14 protein-coding genes are annotated in these 20433 nt (G+C 72.1%); 3 read left to right on the forward strand and 11 right to left on the reverse strand.

The window, feature by feature from the left end; genetic code table 11:
- Window positions 1-19: 19 nt before the first annotated feature.
- From ACIBST_RS23625 to ACIBST_RS23635, 3 genes are read right to left on the reverse strand one after another with little or no spacing between them, the layout of a single operon-like run.
- Window positions 20-178 carry a hypothetical protein gene (locus ACIBST_RS23625; RefSeq protein ID WP_352354877.1) on the reverse strand — a complete coding sequence of 53 codons (159 nt, stop codon included), beginning with the start codon at window positions 176-178 and terminating at the stop codon, window positions 20-22.
- Window positions 175-6255 (reverse strand): RHS repeat-associated core domain-containing protein, encoded by a 6081-nt coding sequence (locus ACIBST_RS23630; protein ID WP_397174560.1) that lies wholly within the window; start codon window positions 6253-6255, stop codon window positions 175-177. Before ACIBST_RS23630 ends, ACIBST_RS23625 begins: the two co-directional genes overlap by 4 nt.
- Window positions 6256-6269: 14 nt before the next feature.
- A complete protein-coding gene (locus ACIBST_RS23635) occupies window positions 6270-9458 on the reverse strand; it encodes a DNRLRE domain-containing protein (RefSeq protein WP_397174562.1) in 3189 nt (1062 codons plus the stop codon).
- 280 nt (window positions 9459-9738) lie between these two features.
- On the opposite strand from ACIBST_RS23635, the gene ACIBST_RS23640 reads away from it, so the two are divergent.
- A complete protein-coding gene (locus ACIBST_RS23640) occupies window positions 9739-12720 on the forward strand; it encodes an AfsR/SARP family transcriptional regulator (protein WP_397174564.1) in 2982 nt (993 codons plus the stop codon).
- Between the two features lie 54 nt (window positions 12721-12774).
- Here ACIBST_RS23640 and ACIBST_RS23645 read toward each other — a convergent pair whose 3' ends face one another.
- From ACIBST_RS23645 to ACIBST_RS23655, 3 genes are all read right to left on the reverse strand, one after another.
- The gene (locus ACIBST_RS23645; protein WP_397174566.1) at window positions 12775-13173 is read right to left on the reverse strand and encodes a hypothetical protein; all 399 of its coding nucleotides are present in this window, start codon (window positions 13171-13173) and stop codon (window positions 12775-12777) included.
- Between the two features lie 113 nt (window positions 13174-13286).
- Window positions 13287-14057: a class I SAM-dependent methyltransferase gene (locus ACIBST_RS23650; RefSeq protein ID WP_397174864.1), complete on the reverse strand. Its 771-nt coding sequence runs from the start codon at window positions 14055-14057 to the stop codon at window positions 13287-13289.
- A gap of 343 nt (window positions 14058-14400) precedes the next feature.
- On the reverse strand, window positions 14401-14970 hold the full coding sequence (locus tag ACIBST_RS23655; protein WP_397174567.1) for an ArsR/SmtB family transcription factor: 570 nt from the start codon (window positions 14968-14970) through the stop codon (window positions 14401-14403).
- A gap of 558 nt (window positions 14971-15528) precedes the next feature.
- On the opposite strand from ACIBST_RS23655, the gene ACIBST_RS23660 reads away from it, so the two are divergent.
- Window positions 15529-15711 carry a transposase gene (locus tag ACIBST_RS23660; protein WP_397174568.1) on the forward strand — a complete coding sequence of 61 codons (183 nt, stop codon included), beginning with the start codon at window positions 15529-15531 and terminating at the stop codon, window positions 15709-15711.
- A gap of 15 nt (window positions 15712-15726) precedes the next feature.
- On the opposite strand, the gene ACIBST_RS23665 is transcribed toward ACIBST_RS23660, so the two are convergent.
- The 4 genes from ACIBST_RS23665 to ACIBST_RS23680 form a co-directional block, all read right to left on the reverse strand.
- On the reverse strand, window positions 15727-15858 hold the full coding sequence (locus ACIBST_RS23665) for a hypothetical protein (protein ID WP_397174570.1): 132 nt from the start codon (window positions 15856-15858) through the stop codon (window positions 15727-15729).
- Between the two features lie 754 nt (window positions 15859-16612).
- Entirely contained in the window at window positions 16613-17017 is a 405-nt protein-coding gene (locus ACIBST_RS23670; RefSeq protein ID WP_397174572.1) for a hypothetical protein, read from the reverse strand.
- A 40-nt stretch (window positions 17018-17057) separates the two neighbouring features.
- Window positions 17058-17330 (reverse strand): DUF6461 domain-containing protein, encoded by a 273-nt coding sequence (locus ACIBST_RS23675; protein WP_397174865.1) that lies wholly within the window; start codon window positions 17328-17330, stop codon window positions 17058-17060.
- Entirely contained in the window at window positions 17312-17824 is a 513-nt protein-coding gene (locus ACIBST_RS23680; RefSeq protein ID WP_397174574.1) for a hypothetical protein, read from the reverse strand. Before ACIBST_RS23680 ends, ACIBST_RS23675 begins: the two co-directional genes overlap by 19 nt.
- 332 nt (window positions 17825-18156) lie before the next feature.
- On the opposite strand from ACIBST_RS23680, the gene ACIBST_RS23685 reads away from it, so the two are divergent.
- Window positions 18157-19434 carry a cytochrome P450 gene (locus ACIBST_RS23685; RefSeq protein ID WP_397174576.1) on the forward strand — a complete coding sequence of 426 codons (1278 nt, stop codon included), beginning with the start codon at window positions 18157-18159 and terminating at the stop codon, window positions 19432-19434.
- A 19-nt stretch (window positions 19435-19453) separates the two neighbouring features.
- Here ACIBST_RS23685 and ACIBST_RS23690 read toward each other — a convergent pair whose 3' ends face one another.
- On the reverse strand, window positions 19454-20230 hold the full coding sequence (locus ACIBST_RS23690; RefSeq protein WP_397174578.1) for a MerR family transcriptional regulator: 777 nt from the start codon (window positions 20228-20230) through the stop codon (window positions 19454-19456).
- Window positions 20231-20433: the final 203 nt, after the last annotated feature.

Raw genomic sequence — 20433 nt, forward strand, 5'->3', positions numbered from 1 at the left:
CGTCCAGGGGCCGCAGGGCCTAGTCGAGGAAGGTCGCGGCGGCCACCGTGAGCGCGGTCACCGCGTACACCGACACCTCCTCGGGCAGCAGGAGGACCGCCAGCACGTCCACCACGGCCAGCATTCCGACGACCGCCCACGTGCGCGGCCTGCGCAGGATCTCCGTCAGCCGGCTCATGGCTTGTGGAACTTGAACCAGTTGGTGAACGACCAGGTCGCCCTGGGTTGTGTGGTCATGTTCTTCGCACCTCTCAGCACTTCGGTGCCCATCGGCAGTTTCACCCCCGCCTGGGCCTTGGCCAGTTCCTGGCCCGCCTTCAGATAGCGGCCGGCGCCGCCCAGCGCCGCCCCGGTGAGCCCGGCGAAGGCCAGGCCGGTCACGCTGAACCGGTCGGAGCCCGCGTTCTGCACCGAGTAGCTCGCCATGCCGACCGCGGCCCCCAGCGCCACGCCGCACACCACGGTCACGCCGCACGCGGCCACCGCGACCGCGCCGACGACGCCGACGGCCACCGCCGCCACCGTCCGGCCCCAGCGGTCCCACCAGCCGCGCTTCTTCTTCTGCTTCTCCTTCTGCAGCGCCTCCTGCGCCTGCCTGAGCTTGGCCTGCTCCTCGGCCAGCGCGTCGCTGATGCGCTTGTTCTCGGCCATCAGCTCCGCGATGCGCTGGGCCGCGGCCGGATCGGTGTACCGCAGCATGCACGACTGGCTCGTGCACGCGCCGGGGTTGCTGGTGCCGCCGCTGCTGCGCCCGGTGCCGCCGCCCCTGGAAGGAGCGGGGGACGGCGCCGCGCCGACGGAGGTCAGCTGCACCTGCGCCGGCGCGGGCGGAGGCGGCGGCTGGATGGGCCGGCCGTCGGGACGGATGCCCATGTCCTTGCACTCCTGGCCGTCGCAGACGCGCAGGCCGGTCGGGTCGGACCAGGCGACGGGGTTGTTGCTGGCGTAGGCGTAGCCGTTGATCTGCTGCGGGTCCGTCAGGTCCATGACCGGGTCGGCCGAGACGAACCGGCCGGTGGCCACGTCGTACTCGCGCGCGCCCAGGTGGGTCAGGCCCGTCGAGTCGTCCACGGTGCCGCCGACGAACCCCTTCTGGCTCGGCCAGGACGCCGGCGCGGCGCCCCGGGACCCGCCGTAGGGAGTGGTGGACCTGCGGCCGTAGGCCAGCGTGGTGGCGTTGACCACCAGCTCCTCGGTGTCGTGCCGGTCGCCGAGCAGGTAGTTGACCTTCCCGTCGCCGGTGCGCACCACCGTGGCCCGCGGGCCCTCGTAGTAGCGGGTGCCGCTCACCTTGCCCCCGGCCAGCGTCAGCTCCTGGCCGTCGAGGTAGAGGGTGACCGAGCCGGGGTCGCGGCGGATGATCCGGTTGCCGTCGGCGTCGTGGACGAAGGTGCTCGTCCGGCCCCCGACGGTGGAGGCGCTCAGGTCGCCCTCGGCGTTCCAGGTCAGGGTCTGGTCGCCGAGCGCGGTGACGCGCCGCCTGGTGTTGCCGGTCGCGTCGTACTCGTAGGTGTCGGTACGCGCGCCGGGGCCGGTCGTCTCCACCTTCTGCAGCGTGTGCGGCTGCGGCCGGCCGGCGGCGGGATAGGTGTAGACCCGGGTCACGTCGCCCGCCCCGCCGTGCTGGACCTCCTTGGTCCGGTTGCCGACCACGTCGAAGGCGAACGACTGCCAGTAGGGGGCCGGCCCGCCGACGGTCGAGGCCGACGGGGCCGCCGCGCAGTCGTCCGTGGCGGTCCACGCCTCGGTCAGCCGGCGCCGGTGGTCGTAGGCGTAGCACTGGGTGTCGGTCGCGGACCGGTCGTCCCGGTCGTCCCGGACGCTGGTGACGTCGCCCGCCGGGTTGTAGGTGAAGACCGCGTCGTCCATGGTCTGCGGCCCGCTCCTCTCCCGGTCGTCGACCGACCGGGCCAGGCGGCGGGTGGCGTCCTGGTACTCCAGGGTGCGCACGACCCGGGCGCCCACGTCGCCGAGCACGGTCTGCAGGACCTCGCCGTAGGGCGAGTACTGCGTGCCGCCGACGTATACGCGCGAGCCGTTGTCGAGGGAGGCGAGCGCGCCCAGACGGGTGTAGCCGGGCCGGACGGTCTCGGCGGGCAGCCCGCCGGCCGCCTGGTAGGAGGTCGAGGCGAGCAGCCCGCTGACCGGCCGGTACGTCGTGCCGACGGTGTACGTCCCGGCCAGCAGCCCCTCCGACGGCGGGATCGTCACCGTCGTGCCGGTCTGGCGGCCCGCGGCGTCGTAGCCCCTGACCGCGGTGACGTACGCGCCGCCCTCGTCGTACCGGGTGGCGGAGGCCGGCAGGCCCTTGCCGCCGGGCAGCGTGTCGTAGGCCCACTCGGCGAGCCTGTCGGCCCCCTGCGCGACCGACGTCTTGCGGCCGAGCTCGTCGTAGGCGTACGTGAGCGTGACGCCGCGGGCGTCGGTGGTGCCGGTGCGGCGGCCGGCCGCGTCGTAGGTCCAGCGGGTCAGGCCGACGTCCGGGTCGGACAGCGACGTCCGGCGCCCGCGCAGGTCGTAGGTGTAGGTCCAGGTGTTGCCTGCCGGGTCGACCACCTTGGTCACCCGTCCCGCCTGGTCGTAGGCGTAGGTCGTGACGTCGGCCCGGGAGTCGGCGAAGTCCGCCACGCGGCCCGGGTACTGCCGCAGCTCGGTCGTCCGGCCCCGGACGTCGGTCACCGTCAGCGTCGCGGCGGCGCCCTCCGGCGGGACGGTCGCGGTGTAGTTGCCGCCGTAGGAGGTGGTCCCGCGCCACTTCTCGACGTTCAGCGACTTGAAGATCTCGGCCGTCTGGCGGCTCTGGCCGTCGTACTCGGTGACGGTCTGCGCGGGAACCACGTTGTCCGGGGCGCCGAACAGCGACGTGTCCGGCGCGGAGGCGTTCCAGTAGGTGGCGTTGGTCTTCCAGGGCCGGCCGTGGGAGTCCAGGAACGTGTCGGTGATCAGGCGGCCGCCGCCGTGGGCGTCCTGCTGGGTCTGCCGCTCGCGCAGCAGGCCGTCGTACAGGGTGGTCGTCGCCTTGTAGGAGCCGTCGTCGAGCAGCTCCTTCTTCGTCACCGCCGTCGGCGCGGCGCCGGAGATGGCGTAGCCGTAGACGATGTCGGCGGCGGCGCCGCGGTCGTGGCCCGGCAGCCACACCTTGACCAGCCGGCCCAGCGCGTCGTGGTCGGTGAAGGTGGTGCGGCCGTTGGCGTCGGCCGACGAGAGCGTCAGCCCGCGCACGCCGTCCAGGGTCGTGGTGGTGCTGAAGCCCTTGGGGTCGGTGACGGCCGTCGCCGTCGGCAGGCCGGTGGCCGGGGTGTAGGCGGTGGTGGTCAGGCGGCCCAGCTCGTCGGTCGTGCCGGTGGTCCGGCCGTAGGCGTCGTAGGTCGCGGTGGTGGCCACGTGCACGGGGGTGGCGCCGTCGAGATGGTCGAGCGTCTCGGTCCTGGTGGCGTGCGCCTGGCCCGGCTTCGGCGCGGCCCCGAGCGCCTGGCCGTCGTAGAAGGTGCGGGTCTCGGAGAGCACCGCGCCGGGCGCGGCGCAGGTGCCGCCCGTGGTCCTGACCACCGACGGGTACGACACCAGCCAGGCGGCGGTGTCCCGGGCGGTGTAGGCGGTGGTGACGCACTCCTCGTCGCCGGTGACCGCCGTGTCGCCCTGGTCCGCCGACGACAGCACCTGGCCCAGGTCGTCATGGGTGTAGTCGGCGCGGGTGCGCCGCCAGGCGGTGCCCGTCGCCGTGCTGATCAACGTGCGGCTGCGCTTCACGGACGTCCCGGTCCGCCGGGCGGTGAGCGCCGCCCGGCCCTTCACCGCCCTGGTCGCGGTGACCGGCGACGTCCACGGCTCGGAGACGGCCGCCGAGGCGAGCGCGCCGCCCTCACCGGTGTAGGTGAGGGTCTCCAGCGTGGTCCCGGCCAGCGCCGGGTCGTCGCTCACCTGGTTGCCCTCGGAGTCGGTCACCGTCCCGCCCAGGCCGCGCAGGTAGACGGTGTCGCTCTGGCTGCGCGCGGTCGCGCCGACCCGCGTGCGGACGGTCCGGTAGCCGCGGAACTGGTTGTACGTGCGGTGCTTGTCCAGGGTGAACTCGCTCTCGTCCCGCACCCAGGCCGCGCCGTCCAGGTAGTCGTAGGACGTGACGACGGACTCCGAGCCGGAGCCGGCGACCTTGTCGTCCTCGACCACCTGGGTCACCACGTACTTGTGGAACCAGTCCTGGACCGGCTCGGCGTAGCCCTCGGGCGTCCACCACGACGGGTAGCAGCGCCGGGTGTTGGCCGCCGGGTCCGGCGTGGCGCCGGCCGCGCAGTCCTTGGCCGAGTAGGCGACCAGGGTGTCGGCGCCGGTGTCGGTGCCGATCCGGGTGATGCGGTACTTGTACAGCGGCGGGCGTCCCTCGTCGGAGTCCACCCGGTTCTCCATGAGCGTCCCGGCGAACGTGGTCGCGGGCAGGGTGATCGGGTCCCCGGCGCCCGACCCGGTCCGGACGATCTTCGCCAGCCACAACCCCGCCGCGGTGTTGTCGCCCGTGCCGGGGAAGTCCTGCGTCAGCGCCCAGGAGTCGACGACCCTGCCGCCCGCCTGCGTGCTGATGGACGTCAGCCGCTTGCGGGTCCAGAACGTCGGCCCGGCCGTCGCGCACTTGGCGCCGCGCGCGCAGTTCTGGTCGACCGGCGTGTCCGGCCAGTTGGCGGCGTGCGCCGCGTCGAAGACGTCGCAGCCGGACAGGCAGCGCTCGGCCACGCCGAAGCTCACCTTCGCCGCGGGCGTCGCGTAGACGTCGGAGGCGCGCAGGCCGTACTCGATGCGGGAGAGGTGGCCGGCGCGGACGTAGTCGGCGTTCGCGGTGGGGGAGCCGGCCTTGGCGTAGGAGTTGGCCTGCCGGTCGTAGTAGTAGGCCATGGCGTTGCCGTGCGGGTCCACGACGTAGTCGAGCTGCCAGCGCCAGCCCTGCGCGCAGGAGGAGTCGGCGAAGGCGGCCGCGTGGCAGGGCTCGCCGGCGTGGTTGCCGAAGACCGGCACGGTGTAGGCCGACCCGGTCTCCGGCTTCCCGGCGGTCCAGCCGGGCAGCCGGTTCCTGCCGAACCAGTACTGCGTGCCGTCGGGCCTGGTGATCCGCCAGTACTCGTTGTCGTCGTCGCCGTTGGCGGTGTCGGCGGCGGTGCCGTTGAGATGCTCGACTTTGGAGCCGTCGTCGCGGGCCGGCCGCCAGACGCCCGAGGCGTCGTCGCGGACGAGCGCGGTGGTGGTGCCGTTCAGCGACAGCGTGGCGTTGGCCGACTTCCAGCACAGGTCGCCCGTCCTGGTGCTGTTGTTCGCGCCGTCGCCCTGGTCGTCGGCGCACCCCTGGTAGCTGCGCTCGATGAAGCCCGGCTCGTACTCCCAGCCCTCGCCCAGCCAGGACGGCTGGTTGTTGGTCGAGGCGACCCGGCCGTCCACCGCGGAGGAGGAGTAGGACAGCTCGACGGGCGGGACGAGCCCGCCGGGCACCTGCGGCACCTCGATGCCGTAGGTGTAGCCGAACCCGCCGGAGCTGCCGCCGTCCGACCACGTGCCGGACGGCGCGAGCGAGGTGGCGGCGTAGCTGCCGCTCGCCCCCTTCGGCGCGGCGACCGCCGCGAGCACCGCCCCGCCGGGCTCGGACAGGTCGGCGGTGAGCGTGCCGGTCCCGGTGTCGTTGACCGCCGCGACCGGCGTCCTGGTACGGCACTGCGGCAGGTCGGGCGTCGTCAGCGCGCACCCGGGCAGCGTCACCAGGGACAGGCGCGCGGCCCAGTCGCCGCCGAAGGCGCCCCGGACGGCCGCGTACCCCACCTTGACCGACAGCGCGCCCGGCGTGTCGGGCCGGACGGCCAGCAGCAGGCCGTCCACCCCCGCCCTGGCCGCGTCCTCGCGGGAGGACAGCTCGACCTCGGCGCCGGCCGGCCCGTCGGCGGCGGAGGCGGCCACGGTGACCGGCAGGCCGCCCGCCCGGACGCCCTTCCAGCCCGGCGAGCCCGCGCCCGCCCGCGCGGCCTGCCGCCCGGCGGCGCGCAGGTCCACCCGCGCCTTGCCCGCCGCGGGCCAGGCCACGGCGGCCGGGGCCCGCCACGCGCGGGTCTGGGAGTCCGACGGCCGCGCCGGGACGTCCCCGCGCACCTTGCCGCCGGTGACGGAGTGCTCGCGCTGCACCGGACGGATCTTGAATGCCGGCCGGGCGGCCGGCGCCGGCGACGGGTGCAACATCCCCGCCGCCAGCGCGGCCACGACGGCCAGGACTGTCGTTCGCATCATCGTCAGGCCCCGTTTCAGGAGATTCCGGTGATCCAGCCGGTCCAGCCAGGACCGCCGACGTTGACGGCCGGCTCCCGGCCCGCGGGCGAGCCGGCATAGAGGTACAGGCCGTCGGACAGCGCCGCCGTCTGGGCGGCCACCCAGAAGTCGGGGCCCTCCTTGCCAGGGGCCGGCTGGAAGGTCCTGACCCCCTCGACGTCCACGACCTGGCCCTGGAGGTCGCCGGGCGCGGCGATCCACGGGTGGCTGCCGGCCGGCCACGGCTCGTCGCCGTAGGGGCGCGGCGCGCCGAGCACGTACGTGCCGGCGTCGTCGAACGAGGCCGGGTAGAGGGTCACCGCGCCGCTGTCGCGCCGGCGCAGCATCAGGTCGGCGGCGTTGCCCGGGTCGGGGACGCCGTCGCCGTCGGCGTCGGAGAGCACGTCGCCCGGCACGAAGGCGTCGTAGCCGTCCAGCCCGAGCGGCGCCGACCCGGCCGCCCCCGACGGGACGTCGAGGACGCGCGGCGCGGCCAGCTCCCCGTTGGCCGCCAGGGCGAGCATCCCGGCCGCGGTGCCGGTGTAGAGGTCGAGCCGGCCGCCCTCGACCACGATCAGGTCGGCGCCCGGCCGCCCGTCGAGGTTGCCCGGCGCGATGATCCGGGTGGCCGCCGACCAGTCGCCGCCGCCGGGATGCCGCAGCTCCCGCCTGCCCTCGAAGTTCGGCCGGCCGGTGCCCTCGTTGGGGTACAGCGACAGCTTGCCCGAGGCCGAGCGGACGAAGATGTCCTCGTAGCCGTCCTTGCCCATGCCGTCCTCTGGGCCGACGAAGTCGCCGCGGTGGGCCAGCAGCGCGCCGCCGAAGCCCGAGGCGCCCACGTCGGTGCCGCCGTCGGTGGCGCCGTCGCCGCGGCCGGCGTACAGGCGCAGCGTGCCGCTGTTGTCGGTGGCCAGGATGTCGGGCCGGCCGTCGCCGGTCAGGTCGCCGTCGCGGTCGCCGGACACCGTCCCGTCGGGCTCGGCCACGAACACCGGCGGCGCGGTGACGATCAGCGTCGTGTTGGTCGCCGCCTGCTCGGGTGACCCGTCGTACGGCGAGACGTTGCCGGCCACGTCGATGGCCGCGACGTGCAGCCGGTTGTTCGGCCAGCGGTGCGGGTAGATCTCGACGGTCGCCGAGCCGTCGGGACCGGCCTTGACCCAGGTGCCGGCCGCACACTTGCCCCCGCCGACCGACAGCGGGCGGTTGAGCCGGTAGCAGAAGCCGTCCAGGTTGGCGTCGCTGGAGGTCAGCCTGACCTTGCGGGTGTAGCGGGCGGGCACCTCGCCCACGTCGATGCGGCGGCCGTCGGCGGAGGTGACGACCGGCTTGGCCGGAGCGGTCTTGTCCACCTTGAACGGGCAGGAGTTGGTGGACCAGTCGCCGTCCACGCCGTCGGAGACGCTGGCGTGCCACCAGTAGTGGCCGCCGTCCTGGAGCTGGTCGGCGGGCACGGTCACGGTCGCGGTCGAGCCGCCGGCCACCGTGCGGGTGTCCGACCGCACGGCCGGGCCGTCGTGGAACCACAGGCCGAAACCCACGTCGAGGTTGCCGCCGTCGGGGTCGGTGCCGGTCGCGGTCAGCGTGACGTCGGTGTTGCCGACCACCTCCCAGGCGGGGTTCGTGGCGCTGCACGGGATCGGCCGGTCGGAGGAGTTGTTGTTCCACGGCCCCTGGTAGGCGGTCTTGGAGACCAGGCGCGGAGCGCGGTTGTAGGTGACCTGGAGCACCGGGTTGGTGCCGTCCACCTTGAACTTCTTCCACCCGTAGGTGTCGCTCTCGTCGGCGGCGCGCAGCCCGAAGGTGATGTTGCTCTGGCCGTTGTTCGCCGCCTCCTGCACCGCGCCGGCCACCGCCCCGTCGGCGAAGTCCTCGCCGGCCGACCCGCACGAGCCCCAGCCGTGGGCGAAGGACTTGGTCTGCAGGGTGCGGATCCAGCCGGGCTGGTTGTTCCAGGTCACCCAGTTGCCGATGCCGCCGGTCCAGCCCAGGTCCACCGGACGGGCCGAGCAGCTCCAGGAGGAGACGTTGAAGACGTTGAAGGTGGCCGCGAGGATCCGGGCCCCCTGCAGGCCGTTGATGTTCATCTCGAAGTAGGCGCGGGCGGTCAGGCCGGTGTCGTTCTCGTGGCCGACCCGGGCGACCGGCGGGTTCTCGCTGCCCACCTTGTTGCCGCCGTCGTAGTAGACGGTGTTGGCGACGCCGGAGTTGCTCGCCTTCTTCACCGCGTTGGCCCAGTGGTTCCGGTAGCCGCCGCCGAAGATCGGGTCGATGACCACCGGGTAGACGGTGGCCGGGTCGTCCAGCAGGGCCTGGTCGGGCACGATCCGCAGCGTGCCGCCGCCGCCAGCGCCCGGCTCCACGGTGGCCTTCATGGGCGCGTTGCGGACCGGGCCGTCCTCGTGCGGCTCGGCCGCGGCCAGGCCCTTGGCGGCGGCGGTGTGGGAGGAGTCCCACATGCGCGGCACCGGGGCGGAGAAGACCGGCCTGCCGCCGCCGTCTGCGGCGGTGATCCCGCCCTCGGCGGTCGCGGTCACGTCCAGGCCCTCGCCGCGCACGCCCAGCCTCAACGTGCGCACCCGGGGGTCGGCCGCGGCCGACCGGTCCTTGACGATCAGGTGGTGCACGAAGTTGTCGGGCTCGGCGATCACCTTGAGGTCCACGCCGGGCAGCACGTCGGCGTACGTGGCGGTGTCGCCGTCCAGGACGGGGGCGGGCAGCCGGGACGGCCAGCTCAGCTCCAGCTTCCTGCCGTCCTTGACCAGGGTGGCCAGCGGGCCGGCGCCGCCGCCGGAGAACGTCATCGCGAAGGTGGTGACCCGGGGGGAGATCGTGCCGTCGGGGTTGCGGCGCAGGGTGTCGTCCACCGGACGCCAGGAGCCGCCGATCCTGGCACGCACCGGGCGCAGGTGCTCGCGCCGGGTCAGGGTGCCGTCCGGGTTCGCCAGCAGCTCGCCGGTCTCGGTGCGGGCGGCGTCCACCTCGACCGGTTCGCCGGACGCGCCGGCCTTGGCCAGCGCCGCCGCCTCCGGGGTGGCTGCGGGGGTGTCGTCGGCCAGCGCCGTGGGGACCGGCGTCAGCAGCAGCGCCGTCGTCAGTGTCGTGGCCAGGACGAGCCTCCCGGTCCGGCGCCCGGACGGCGGGGGCCCGCCCGTCCGCGCCACGGCCCTCAGCTTGTCGATCACTTGTGGTTTCCTTTCACCGGGGGCCACGCGCCCTTCGAGGGCACGGCCGTACCGCCGCGGGGAGGTCGTCGGGAGTGGGGTCGTCACACGGCTCGGCCGCGCCGGACGGGTTCGGGTCCGGCGCGGCCGTCGTCAGTTGGCCGCAGGTTCACGGCATGGTCACGCGCATCACGCTAGGACGGCCGATCCTTGATCCACCCTCGCCGCATCCTCGCCGCGTCCTCGCCGTCGGACGGCGGCGATCCGCACGCCGGCGGGGCCGGGAACAAGGGGGAACGCGATGGCCGCAGCCTGGTTCGGCATGCTGGGACCGATGGACGTCAGGGTGGCCGGACGCCCCCTCGCGCTGCACGGCCCACGCCAGGAGAGGACGCTCGCCGCGCTGCTGCTCGACGCCGACCGCGTCGTCACCGTCGACCGGCTCGTGGACGTCGTCTGGGAGGAGCCGCCCGCCTCCGCCCGCCGGCAGATCCAGGACCTGGTCACCCGGCTGCGGCGCACCCTGGCCGACGCCGGCGCCGCCCCCGGCGTGATCACCACCCAGCGCGCGGGCTACCTGCTGCGCCCCGGCGAGCGCGGCCTGGACGCCCGTGCCTTCGAGAGCCTGACCGCGGCGGCGCGGCAGACCGCCCGCACCGATCCGGCGGGGGCCGTGGCCGGGTACCGCGAGGCGCTGTCGTTGTGGCGCGGGCCCTTCCTGGCCGGCGTCCGCGGCCGGGCCTTTGAGGGCGCGGCCCGGATCTGGCAGGAGCGCCGGCTCGCGGCCGTGGAGGAGTGCCTGGCGCTGGAGCTGTCGCTGGGCCGCCACCACGAGGTCACCGCCGAGGCGCTGACGCTGGTGGAGCAGCATCCGGTCCGGGAGTCCCTGGTCGAGCTGCTGATGCGGGCGCTGCATGGCGCGGGCAGGCTGGCCGACGCCCTCGACGCCTACCGGGCGCTGCGGCGGCGGCTGGCCGACGAACTGGGGCTCGACCCCGGGGCAGGGCTGCGACGCCTGCACGACACACTGCTGCGTTCCCAGACCGTCGCGTCGGGGCCCGCGTCTGCGCCCGCGTCTGCGCCCGCGTCTGCGCCTGCGTCTGCGTCCGGGTCTGCGTCCGGGTCTGCGTCCGGGCACGTCGCGGCGATGCTGCCGCCCGGTGTGTACGGGTTCGTCGGCCGCGCCGCCGAGCTCGCCCGCCTGGACGCCCTGCTCGCCGCGGCGGGTGAGCAGCCGGCCGCCGTGGTCGTCGCCGCGGTGACGGGCACCGCGGGCGTGGGCAAGACGGCGCTCGCCGTCCACTGGGCCCACCGCGTCCGCGACCGGTTCCCCGACGGTCAGCTCTACGTGAACCTGCGCGGCTTCGACCAGAGCGGGCGGCCGATGACGCCGGTCGAGGCGATGCGCGTCTTCGGCGACGCGCTGGGCGCTCCGGCCAACCGCGTCCCGGCCAGTCCTGAGGCGTGGACCGGGCTCTACCGCAGCCTGCTGGCCGGACGCAGGATGCTGATCGTGCTGGACAACGCGCGCGACGCCGAGCAGGTACGGCCACTGCTGCCCGGCGCGCCCGGCTGCCTGGTGCTGGTGACCAGCCGCGACCAGCTCTCCGGCCTGGTCGCCGCCGAGGGCGCGCACCCGCTCCGGCTGGACCTGCTGTCCGTGCCCGAGGCGCGGGAGCTGCTGGCCCGGCGGCTGGGCGGCGAACGGGTGGCCGCCGAGCCGGGCGCGGCGGCGGAGATCATCGAGCGGTGCGCGCGGCTGCCGCTGGCACTGGCCGTCATCGTGGCCCGCGCAGCCACCCACCCGGGCTTCCCCCTGGCCGTCATCGCCGACGAGCTACCCCCCGTCCACTGCGACCACGCCCCCCACGCGGGCCATGCGGGCCACGCCGAACACGCCGGCCAGTACGGCGGCCCGGCCACCGGTCTGTACGCCAACCTGGACGCCTTCGACGCCGACGGCCCCGGCACGCAGCTCCGCCTCGTCTTCTCCTGGTCCCATCAGGGGCTCAGCGGCGGGGCCGGGCGTCTGTTCCGGCTGCTCGGGCTGCATCCGGGGCCCGACCTCAGCCTGCCGGCCGCGGCCGGACTGGCGGGCCTGCCGGCGGCGCGGGCGCGGGCGTTGCTGGGCGAGCTGTGCCGCGCCCATCTCCTCAGCCAGCACGTCCCCGGCCGCTACACCTTCCACGACCTGCTGCGGGCCCACGCCGTGGAGCTCGTCCAGGAGCTCACCCCCGAGGCCGAACGCCGGGCCGCGACGCGCCGGCTCCTCGACCACTACCTGCACACCGCCCGCACCGCGGCAACCCTCCTCAACCCCCACCGCGACCCACTCCCCGCCCCACCCCCCACCCCGCAAACCACCCACGAGAAGCCGCCCTCCGTCGTCGGGACCACGTACGGGGAGCCGCCCTCCGGCGGCGGGGCCGTGTTCGAGGAGTCGGCGGGCGGGGCGCTGGCCTGGTTCACCGCCGAGTGCGCCGTGCTCGTCGCCGCGGTCGCGCGCGCGGCCGCCCTGGGCTTCGACGCCCATGCCTGGCAGCTCGCCTGGACCCTGGCCGACTTCCTGGACCGGCGCGGCATGCGGCACGAGCACCTGGCCGTCCAGACCACCGCGCTGGCCGCCGCGCGGCACGCCGGCGACCGGCTCGGGCAGGCGTGCGTCCACGGCAACCTCGGCTGGGCCAACACCGCGATCGACCGCTTCGACGACGCCCGCGCCCACTTCCGGCTCGCCCTCGACCTGTACGGCGAGCTCGGCGACCCGACCGGCCAGGCCCGCGTCCACGGCAACCTGTCCACGATGTACAGCATCGAGGGCCGCCACCAGGACGCCCTGCACCACGTCACCCAGGCCCTCACCCTGTACCGCGCGGCAGGCCACCTGACCGGCCAGGCCCGCGCGCTGAACGCCGTCGGCTGGTTCCACGCCCAGCTCGGCGACCAGGAACAGGCGCTCGCCCACTGCCGCCAGGCGCTCGACCTGCACCGGCGGCTCGGCGACGTCCTCGGCCAGGCCAACTCCTGCGACAGCCTCGGCTACGCCTGCCACCTCCTCGGCCGCCACGAGGAGGCCGTCTCCTGGTACGAGCGCGCCGTCGAGCTATTCCGCGAGGCCGGCGACCGCTACCACCAGGCCGACACGCTCACCCGCCTCGGCGACACCCTGCACGCGGCCGCCCTCCCGGACGCCGCCGCCGACACCTGGCGCCAGGCCCTCACCCTCCTGGAAGCCCTCGCCCACCCCTCCGCCGCCGAAGTCAGAACCCGCCTGACCGGCTGACCCGTAGTTGTTCCCGGCATTGCGCGCCGTCCCCTCGCCACCGGCGGTCGCGTGTCAGCGCCTTCCCTGCCAGGAGTAGAAGTCGCCCTCCAGATGCTCGAAATGGTGATCGACGTGGTCCTCCGACCACTCCACGTCCTCAAGGATCGGAGCCGGATCGCCCTGGGGGCTCCAGGCGTAACCGTAGGGGCTCTGCAGGGCCTCGCCCTGCTGGAAGACGACCACACCGTGCTCGCGGCGGACCTCCTCGAAGTCCATCCCGCCGACGGCGCGGGGGCCGAGCCGGTCCCCCTCCCTCACCGTGCGGGCGAACGCCTCCACCTCGGCAGCCGAGCGGATGAATCGCTGGTCATCGGTGTCGCGGAAGGCCACGATCGCCGCAACCACGATGACCGCAGCCGTGAGGACGCCGAAGAACGCCACGACTCTCGAACGCGAACCGCTGACCGACACGCGACCTCCTTCTGATCGTCCCGGACAACAGCTTCCAATGATCGCAAACCGGCAGAACCGAGAGTGTCAGCGAAGATGACCGTACAGAACCGAAGACCAACCTCTGCCTGAAGTCAGCCGGCTTCGAGAACGAAGAACAAGAAGCACAGGAACCTCGTGCGGGTCGGCTCGAACTCGCGGAGCTCCTCGGCGAACACTTCGCGGGCCTCCGGCACGAACGGCGGTTCGCTGATGACGCTGATGCGGAACCCCGCCGCGGCGAAGGCCTCGGTCATCGCATGCAGCGGCCGGTTCCAGAACCTCATCTGGACGGTCTGCCCGCCCATGACCCATTCTTCGGTCCGGCTGCGGGTCTCGAAGTACTTGGGCCTTTCCCCGGCCATGTGCTGAAAGAGAGCGACGCTGAAAGGATGGTCGACCGAGACGAGGAGCCTGCCACCAGGCCTCAGCACGCGTCGAAGCTCGGCCAGTGTCGGCCCCCAGTCCTCCAGGTAGTGCAGCACCAGCGACGCGACGACGTCGTCGAACGCCTCATCGGGAAAGGGCAGCGGCTCGGTCAGGTCGGCGACCCGCAGGTCCGCGTCGTCGCCCAGCCGCCGCCGGGCCTGTTCCAGCATCCCGGCGCTCGCGTCGATGCCGGTCACGACGGCGCCCCGATCGCGCAGCTCGGCGAACAGGGGACCCGAGCCGCAACCGGCGTCGAGGATGCGCCTTCCGGCCACGTCCCCGGCAAGCTCCAGCATCGCGGGCCGCTCGTAGTACGCGTTGAGCAGACTGGTTTCGTTCTCGGCCGTGTAACCCTCAGCCATCCTGTCGTAGTCGTTGAGTGGGGAGGGGGTCGCGGTCTCAACGTGATCTTCGGGCATGGTGGACATGCGGGCCATTTTGGCCCAGCAGTCTCTGCGGCGCTCGCGTATCGACATAGACCGTAGCCAGCAGGGGATCGGTCTTTCTTGGCCCGCGTAAGGACCATGCGATGCTCAGATGTCTCAGAACCGGGCAGACCGGAGCGTCTCGGCGTCAATGGGCCGGCGACCTCAGGAGCATCAGGAAGGTTCGAGGTGATCGGCGAGGCGGCGGAGGGTGACCGCGAACCGACCGCGTAGGCGCGGAAGAAGACGCCGGCGCGAGCGTGGCGGGATGGTGCGTAAGCGTGCGGCATCGGCTCGCTGTTCAGCGAGGTAGGCGCGGCCCCACTCCTCATGCATGAAATACACGGAAGGCTCCTCAGGGCTCTTCCGGGAATGCGTGGTAGAAGATGAAGATCGGGCGGGTGTCCGGCGGAGGCTCGCTCGACTCGACGCGCGCCTGGGTCAGTTCCCGCCACGGCTTCAGTACGGCATTGAGCTGGTCGTCGAGCTGTGCGAGCTCATCTTTGGTGAGGCGAAGGTGACGGCTGCTTCCGAAGGACGCGTGGCGCCAGTCCTCGGGAAGTGTCATATGAGTGCGTTCGAAGTCGCGCAGCCGCTCGAACTGGTCGATCACCCACTGTGAAGTCCACGCCTGAAGCGCGGCTCTGGCCTCCGGGGCTTCGAAGTCCCGCACCAAGGCCCACCCGGTCAAAGCTGCCCGCACCCAGCGTTCCCGGCTGTCCCGGGCGAGCTCCGGGACGTCCTCGATCAACCCATGTGGCTGCATTTGCCGCAGGTGATAGCTCACCTGGCCGGGATCGGCGTCCATCCGTCTGGCGAGCTCGCTCACCGTGACCGGGCCGATCCGGAACAGGAGGCTGAAGAGCTTCATCCGGAACCGGCTGGTCATGACCTTGAGCACGTCCACGTCGTCGATCTGGCGCATGGCCACGACGGTAGGACCAGCAGGTGAAGATGCTCAAGGCACCTACTGGATCTTGAAACCGCGCCTTGGAACTCCTGGCGGTCGTAGATCAAGAGGGCCGGTCGGCACAAAGGCGCCCGCAGTCTCATGAACGATCCATTCCCAGAGCAAGATCAAGTCCTCCGGCGGAGGACCGCCCGAACCGCCGATCCACTCTCGCAACTCGTTCTCACGTACGACTTCTCCCTTCCACTTGAGACAGATGGACGACGTGCCAGTCCCGGGTTCCGCCGTTGACGTCCCCCGCCGTGACAGTGCGTTGGTACTGCGCCATCGGGGGTCGGTAGTGCCGGCCGCTCCTTGATGGGCATGGCGTGCAACGGGCCGCCGGACGGGGCCGGGAATTGTCGGTTTCTCCCCTCTCACATGTCAGCTGCGAAGGGGGGCGCATGTCGTTCACGGCTGTTCACCCCAGCCTCGGGCGGATCGATGCCACGCTCACCGATCCAAGGCCTGTACGGAGTTGAGATCAGAGGGATCGCCTGTGGTATGGCCGGTGGCGCCGGTAGGCCATCGAACATGGCGCGTGGAGACCTCACCGACGAAGAATGGTCCTTGATCGAGCCCCATTTACCGCTGGGCGAGCGGGGGCCGATCCCGGATCTGCGGCGGCTGTTCAATGCGGTGAAGTGGTGGTTTCGTCCCGGCAGTCGGTGGCGTGACCTGCCGGAGGTTCTGCGGCGAACAGTTCGGCTCGGGTGAAGGTGCCCTTGGTGATCAAAGGTCGTAGTCGGAGCGCCAGTTGACCAGGAGCTCGTCCGACCGTGACGCGTACGCCTCCAGGTAGTCGTACCACTTGGAATACCGCGGCGTCCTGGTCGTGACGTCGTACGCCTGATTGAACGCCAACCAGACACGGGTCTGTGTGAGACCGAGCTGGGCGAGGGGCGCATTCGTCGCCGTGCCGTATTTCCAGCTGTTCGGCGCCGCGCTCAACTGCCGGCCCGGCGGGAATGGGAAGGCGCTGTTATAGGGGGCGACCAAGGGGACCTGCACGGTGTTCGCCACGGGTTCCGACGCCGTGGCGGCGCTGGGGCTCGCGACACTCCCGACGCATAACCCGCGCCCGAGGTCAATGCGACCGTTCCGATCGCCAATCCCATTGCTGCAAACATCGTACGACGGCGTAATAGACGACTCGTGGCACCGCTTTCATAAACGGACAGGATGATCACTTGGGGCGAGAGCATAGCGTCCTACGACGCCTTCCATGACGGTCGTCCAAGCCGCCTCCGTCAGCCCGGATTCCGGCGAAGCTGGGATGGCGACCAGGGCCGGGCCCGGGGGAGGAGAACAGGAGTTCTCCGAGGTCATGAGGTTGGCGCAAACGCGCTCAGCATCACACAGGGCGGAGCATGGTCGTAGCCGGGTCAGGCAGCGATGTCTTGCGTCACCTGCACCAATCAAGATCGGTGCGCGGCCGCAGATCCGGACGGCGTGCCGGTGCCGGTGGCCGTCGCCGGACAACGGCTGTCCGGACGCAGCGAAGGTGGCGGTGGACCCTGCCCTCGACCTGGGCACTGCCATTTCGATGAGCGTTGAATTACGGATGCTCGCGTCATCGAAGTCGGCAGTACCGGGTCGAAGATCACGTTCCCTTGAGTCATGGCCCAGGGCTGTCGGCTGACCCTTCAGGGAGTCGGACGCCGTGCGCTTGCAGCCGGGAGAGAATCAGGTCTCGGAGCTCGCGTTCTCGGGCGGCGGCTTCGTGACGTCCGGTGCGATCGGCGGCTGCGGCCCAGCGTTCGAGGACGTCGATGGTGAGCAGCCATTGGGCGATCGTGAGCTTGGGTTTCACGATCTCGTCCGGTGGCGGCCACGAACCGGAGCCTGGGACGCCGGGTGTCCAGTGGGCGATCTGATCCCAACCGGCCCTGCGGATGCTGCGCGCGAGGTCGGCCCGCTGGCGATTGCCGTTCACCGTCTCGACGCTGGCGTCGTTGTCCATGGACGCGTCGATCAGCCCCCACTGCCGGAGAGGCATCGCGATGATCAGGCCGGCACTCATGTCGGCATGGTGCCGAGATCACGGAAGGTGGTCAAGGTGATCAGTAAGCCGGAATGGCGGCGCCGAGAATGGGGCCGCGAAGGTGCTCTGGGGTGATCAGGACGCCGGTGAGCCGGCCGGCGATCGCCAGGGCGGCTGGTATGGGGTTGTCGATGTGGTCGTCGGCGATCGGATCAATGCCCAGTTCGCGGAGGTGGCGATTCAGCCGGTCGGGATCCGGGCCATGCCGGTCAATGGGAAAGCGCGGTTGATGTCGGCATCGGGCCTGACCGGAAACCTCCTGAAGCCGGGACGTCAGCCCACGCCGCGCCAGTAGGCGAGGTGCGCGCTCGTGCTCTTGATCACCCGAGGAACGGACTCAGGCTCCGGCCAGATCTGCAGCAGATAACGATCTTCCGCTTCCGACTCCTCGTCCATGTTCACGGCGTGATAGCGCAACCGATACCACCCTGGCCCCGAGGGCAGTTCGGGTAGTTCGTGAACGCCTTCGCCTCCCCACTCGCACAGCGAGAGCCGTCCGGCCTCCGAGTGAAAGCTGATCTCCACAATGTCCTCATATCCGTCGGTGTCGGCTCCCGGGTCTTGGTCGGCCACGGTCACCGAGAAGTCAAGGGTGCCCGTGTGTGTGCTCGTGAGCAGGAGAGCCGCGCCGTCCTCCACGCGAATGATTCCGACGGGGTGGTCGGGATGGTCATCGGCGAAGGTGGCGTAGCCCGGGTTGTCGTCAGTGTCATCAACGAGATATGCCTGCGCGTAGGAAACCCAGAGGCCGAACGAGATGGTGCGAGTAGCGGTCACGGTCGGCAAGAGTATGATCTTGTACTGACATTTCCGACCGATGCGGACGACTCGCCGTCCGCCGGTGCCACCACCAGCGCACGGCCGCCGGGGTCGGACGTCATCATTCTCTGGCCGGACCTCCCGCTGTACGCGCCTACTGGCATCTCCGATGGCCTGCTGCCGGGTCCGCTGACACCTCCTGTGTCGTACTGACATCTGCGAGCGCGCCGGACAACGGCGGTGACGTTCTTGGTGGTGGGTTGACGTATCAAATGAATGCTTTTTTAATTCGGGGGAGGGTGGGATTCACCTCAGATCGACTCCGACCGGTTCATCGACGTCAGGGATGGAGCTGCGAGATGACCGTGGACGACCGCTTCGGCCCCCAGTTGGAAGAGGCGCGCAGGAACCGGCTGCGCGGCACCGTCAGCGTCAGTGAGATCGTCACCGAGCCGGTCTCCGACTGGGCCACCGACTTCTCCCACGTCGACCCCCAGTGGGCCGCGGATCCGTACCCCATCCAGGACGACCTGCGGCGGCGTTGCCCGATCGCGCACACCGAGCGGTTCGGCGGGGTGTGGCTGCCCACCCGGTACGAGGACGTCGCCGCCATCGCCTACGACACCGAGCGCTTCTCCTCCCGGGCCATCGTCGTCAGCAACGTCAAGCCGCCCCGGGAGCTCGCGCCGGTGGGCGGGGTCCCGCCGATCTCGTCCGACCCGCCCTTCCACCACGACGCCCGCAAGCTGCTGCTGCCCGCCTTCACCAAGACGGCGGTCGCCAGGCGGGAGGCGAGCACCAGGGCGTTGTGTCACGAGCTGATCGACGGCCTGGAAGGGCGGGAGGTCGTGGACGCGGCCCGCGAGTACGCCCAGTACATCCCGATGCGGGTGATCGCCGACATGCTCGGCTTCCCGTCCGAGGACGCCGGCCGGTTCCAGCGGTTCGTGGAGAACGCCCTGGAAAGCGTGAACGAGCCCACCGAGACACGGATGGAGCACATCGCCGAGCTGTCGTCCTATCTGGTCGAGCAGATCCACGACCACCTGGCCCACCCGCGGGACGACCTCACGACCTACCTGCTCGGCGCCGAGCTCAACGGCGCGAAGCTGGACCCCGTCCACGTCGTCGGGACGATGACGCTGCTGCTCATCGCGGGCATCGACACGACGTGGAGCGCGATCGGGGCGTCCCTGTGGCACCTGGCCAAGACCCCCGCCGACCGCGAACGCCTGGTCGCCGAACCCGCCCTGCTCCCCACCGCCATGGAGGAGTTCCTGCGCGCCTACGCCCCCGTCACCATGGCCCGCCTCGTCAAAAACGACATGCACTGGAACGGCGTCGACATGAAAGCCGACGACTGGGTCCTGCTCTCCTTCCCCGCCGCCAACCGCGACCCCGCCCACTTCGACCACCCCGCCGACATCCGCATCGACCGCGAGGTCAACCGCCACGCCGCCTTCGGACTCGGCATCCACCGCTGCGTCGGCTCCCACCTGGCCCGCATGGAACTACGCACCGCCCTCGACGTCTGGCTCCAGCGCATCCCCGCCTTCACCCTCGCCGACCCGGGCGCCGTCACCTGGGCCGCCAGTCAGGTGCGGGGTCCTCGCACCCTGCCCCTGCGCATCGGCTGACCGCCCCCGACCGCCGGCGTCACCGGCGGGGGAGGTCGATGCCGGACGCTCGCAGCTCCGCCTCGACCAGGGCGTTCAGCCGGGCGATGGACGGTTCCCGGCCCTCGCCGTGCTGGTTGACCAGCGCGTAGCGGGCGGCGGCGTCGGAACGGTTCCAGAACGCGTCGGGCATCGCCCGCAGCTCCGGGCCGGTCAGCAGCTTGGCGGCCAGGGCGGAGGCCAGCTCCTCGATGCGCGGGTCGTCCGGGTCCCAGGTCCTGGCCTCCAGGGCGCGCCTGGTCAGCTCGACGTGCTCGGGGTCGTCCAGTGAGTGTTCGAGCCGGGTCAGGAAGCTGTCGAAGATCGCCGGCATCAGCGCCCTGGTCAGAACCAGGGCCTCGCGCTGGGTGGACACGTAGTCGGGGCCGAAGCCGAGGGCGGCCAGCCGGTCCAGGACGGCGCAGGCCCGGTCGGGCAGCAGGACCCGGTCGCCGTGGGCCAGGCGGTGCAGCGTGTCGCGGCGCGCGGTCAGGTCGTCGATCCGCTCGGTCAGCCGGCGGCGGACGTCGTCCAGGGCGGCGGCGAACGGCTCGGGATCGGCGTCGAGCAGGTCGCCGATCTCGGCCAGCGGCACGCCGGCCGCGGCGAGGGTCCGGACCCGGACCAGCCGGACCAGGTCGGCCGACCGGTAACGCCGGTAGCCGGAGCCGTCGCGTTCGGGCTCGGCGACCAGGCCCAGCCGATGGTAGTGCCGCACGGTCTTGACGGTGACGCCGGCGAAGGCCGCCGTCTGGCCGATCGTGAGCCCGTCCGTCATCGGCTCGGCGCGGTTGCGGACGGCGGGCGGACGCGCGCGGCTCGCCGGTCGGCGAGCGGCGCGCCCGGGTACGGGGTGCGGGGCTTCACAGGGCCGAGGGTAGCGCGCACGGCGTGGGCCCGACGCCCGTGGTCGCGGCGGGGTTGACCTTGACCTTGGGGCAGGGTCCAGGCTCGTCGCACGGCCACCTCGAAGAAGCCCGG

Origin of the sequence: Nonomuraea sp. NPDC049684 (genome assembly GCF_044465345.1) — a bacterium.
GTDB lineage: Bacteria > Actinomycetota > Actinomycetes > Streptosporangiales > Streptosporangiaceae > Nonomuraea.

Coding starts and splice junctions, on each gene's coding strand:
- ACIBST_RS23625 (WP_352354877.1), bottom strand. CDS start 178: ATGAGCCGGCTGACGGAGATCCTGCGCAGGCCGCGCACGTGGGCGGTC.
- ACIBST_RS23630 (WP_397174560.1), bottom strand. CDS start 6,255: ATGATGCGAACGACAGTCCTGGCCGTCGTGGCCGCGCTGGCGGCGGGG.
- ACIBST_RS23640 (WP_397174564.1), top strand. CDS start 9,739: ATGGCCGCAGCCTGGTTCGGCATGCTGGGACCGATGGACGTCAGGGTG.
- ACIBST_RS23650 (WP_397174864.1), bottom strand. CDS start 14,057: ATGGCCCGCATGTCCACCATGCCCGAAGATCACGTTGAGACCGCGACC.
- ACIBST_RS23655 (WP_397174567.1), bottom strand. CDS start 14,970: ATGCGCCAGATCGACGACGTGGACGTGCTCAAGGTCATGACCAGCCGG.
- ACIBST_RS23660 (WP_397174568.1), top strand. CDS start 15,529: ATGGCGCGTGGAGACCTCACCGACGAAGAATGGTCCTTGATCGAGCCC.
- ACIBST_RS23670 (WP_397174572.1), bottom strand. CDS start 17,017: ATGAGTGCCGGCCTGATCATCGCGATGCCTCTCCGGCAGTGGGGGCTG.
- ACIBST_RS23685 (WP_397174576.1), top strand. CDS start 18,157: ATGACCGTGGACGACCGCTTCGGCCCCCAGTTGGAAGAGGCGCGCAGG.
- ACIBST_RS23690 (WP_397174578.1), bottom strand. CDS start 20,230: ATGACGGACGGGCTCACGATCGGCCAGACGGCGGCCTTCGCCGGCGTC.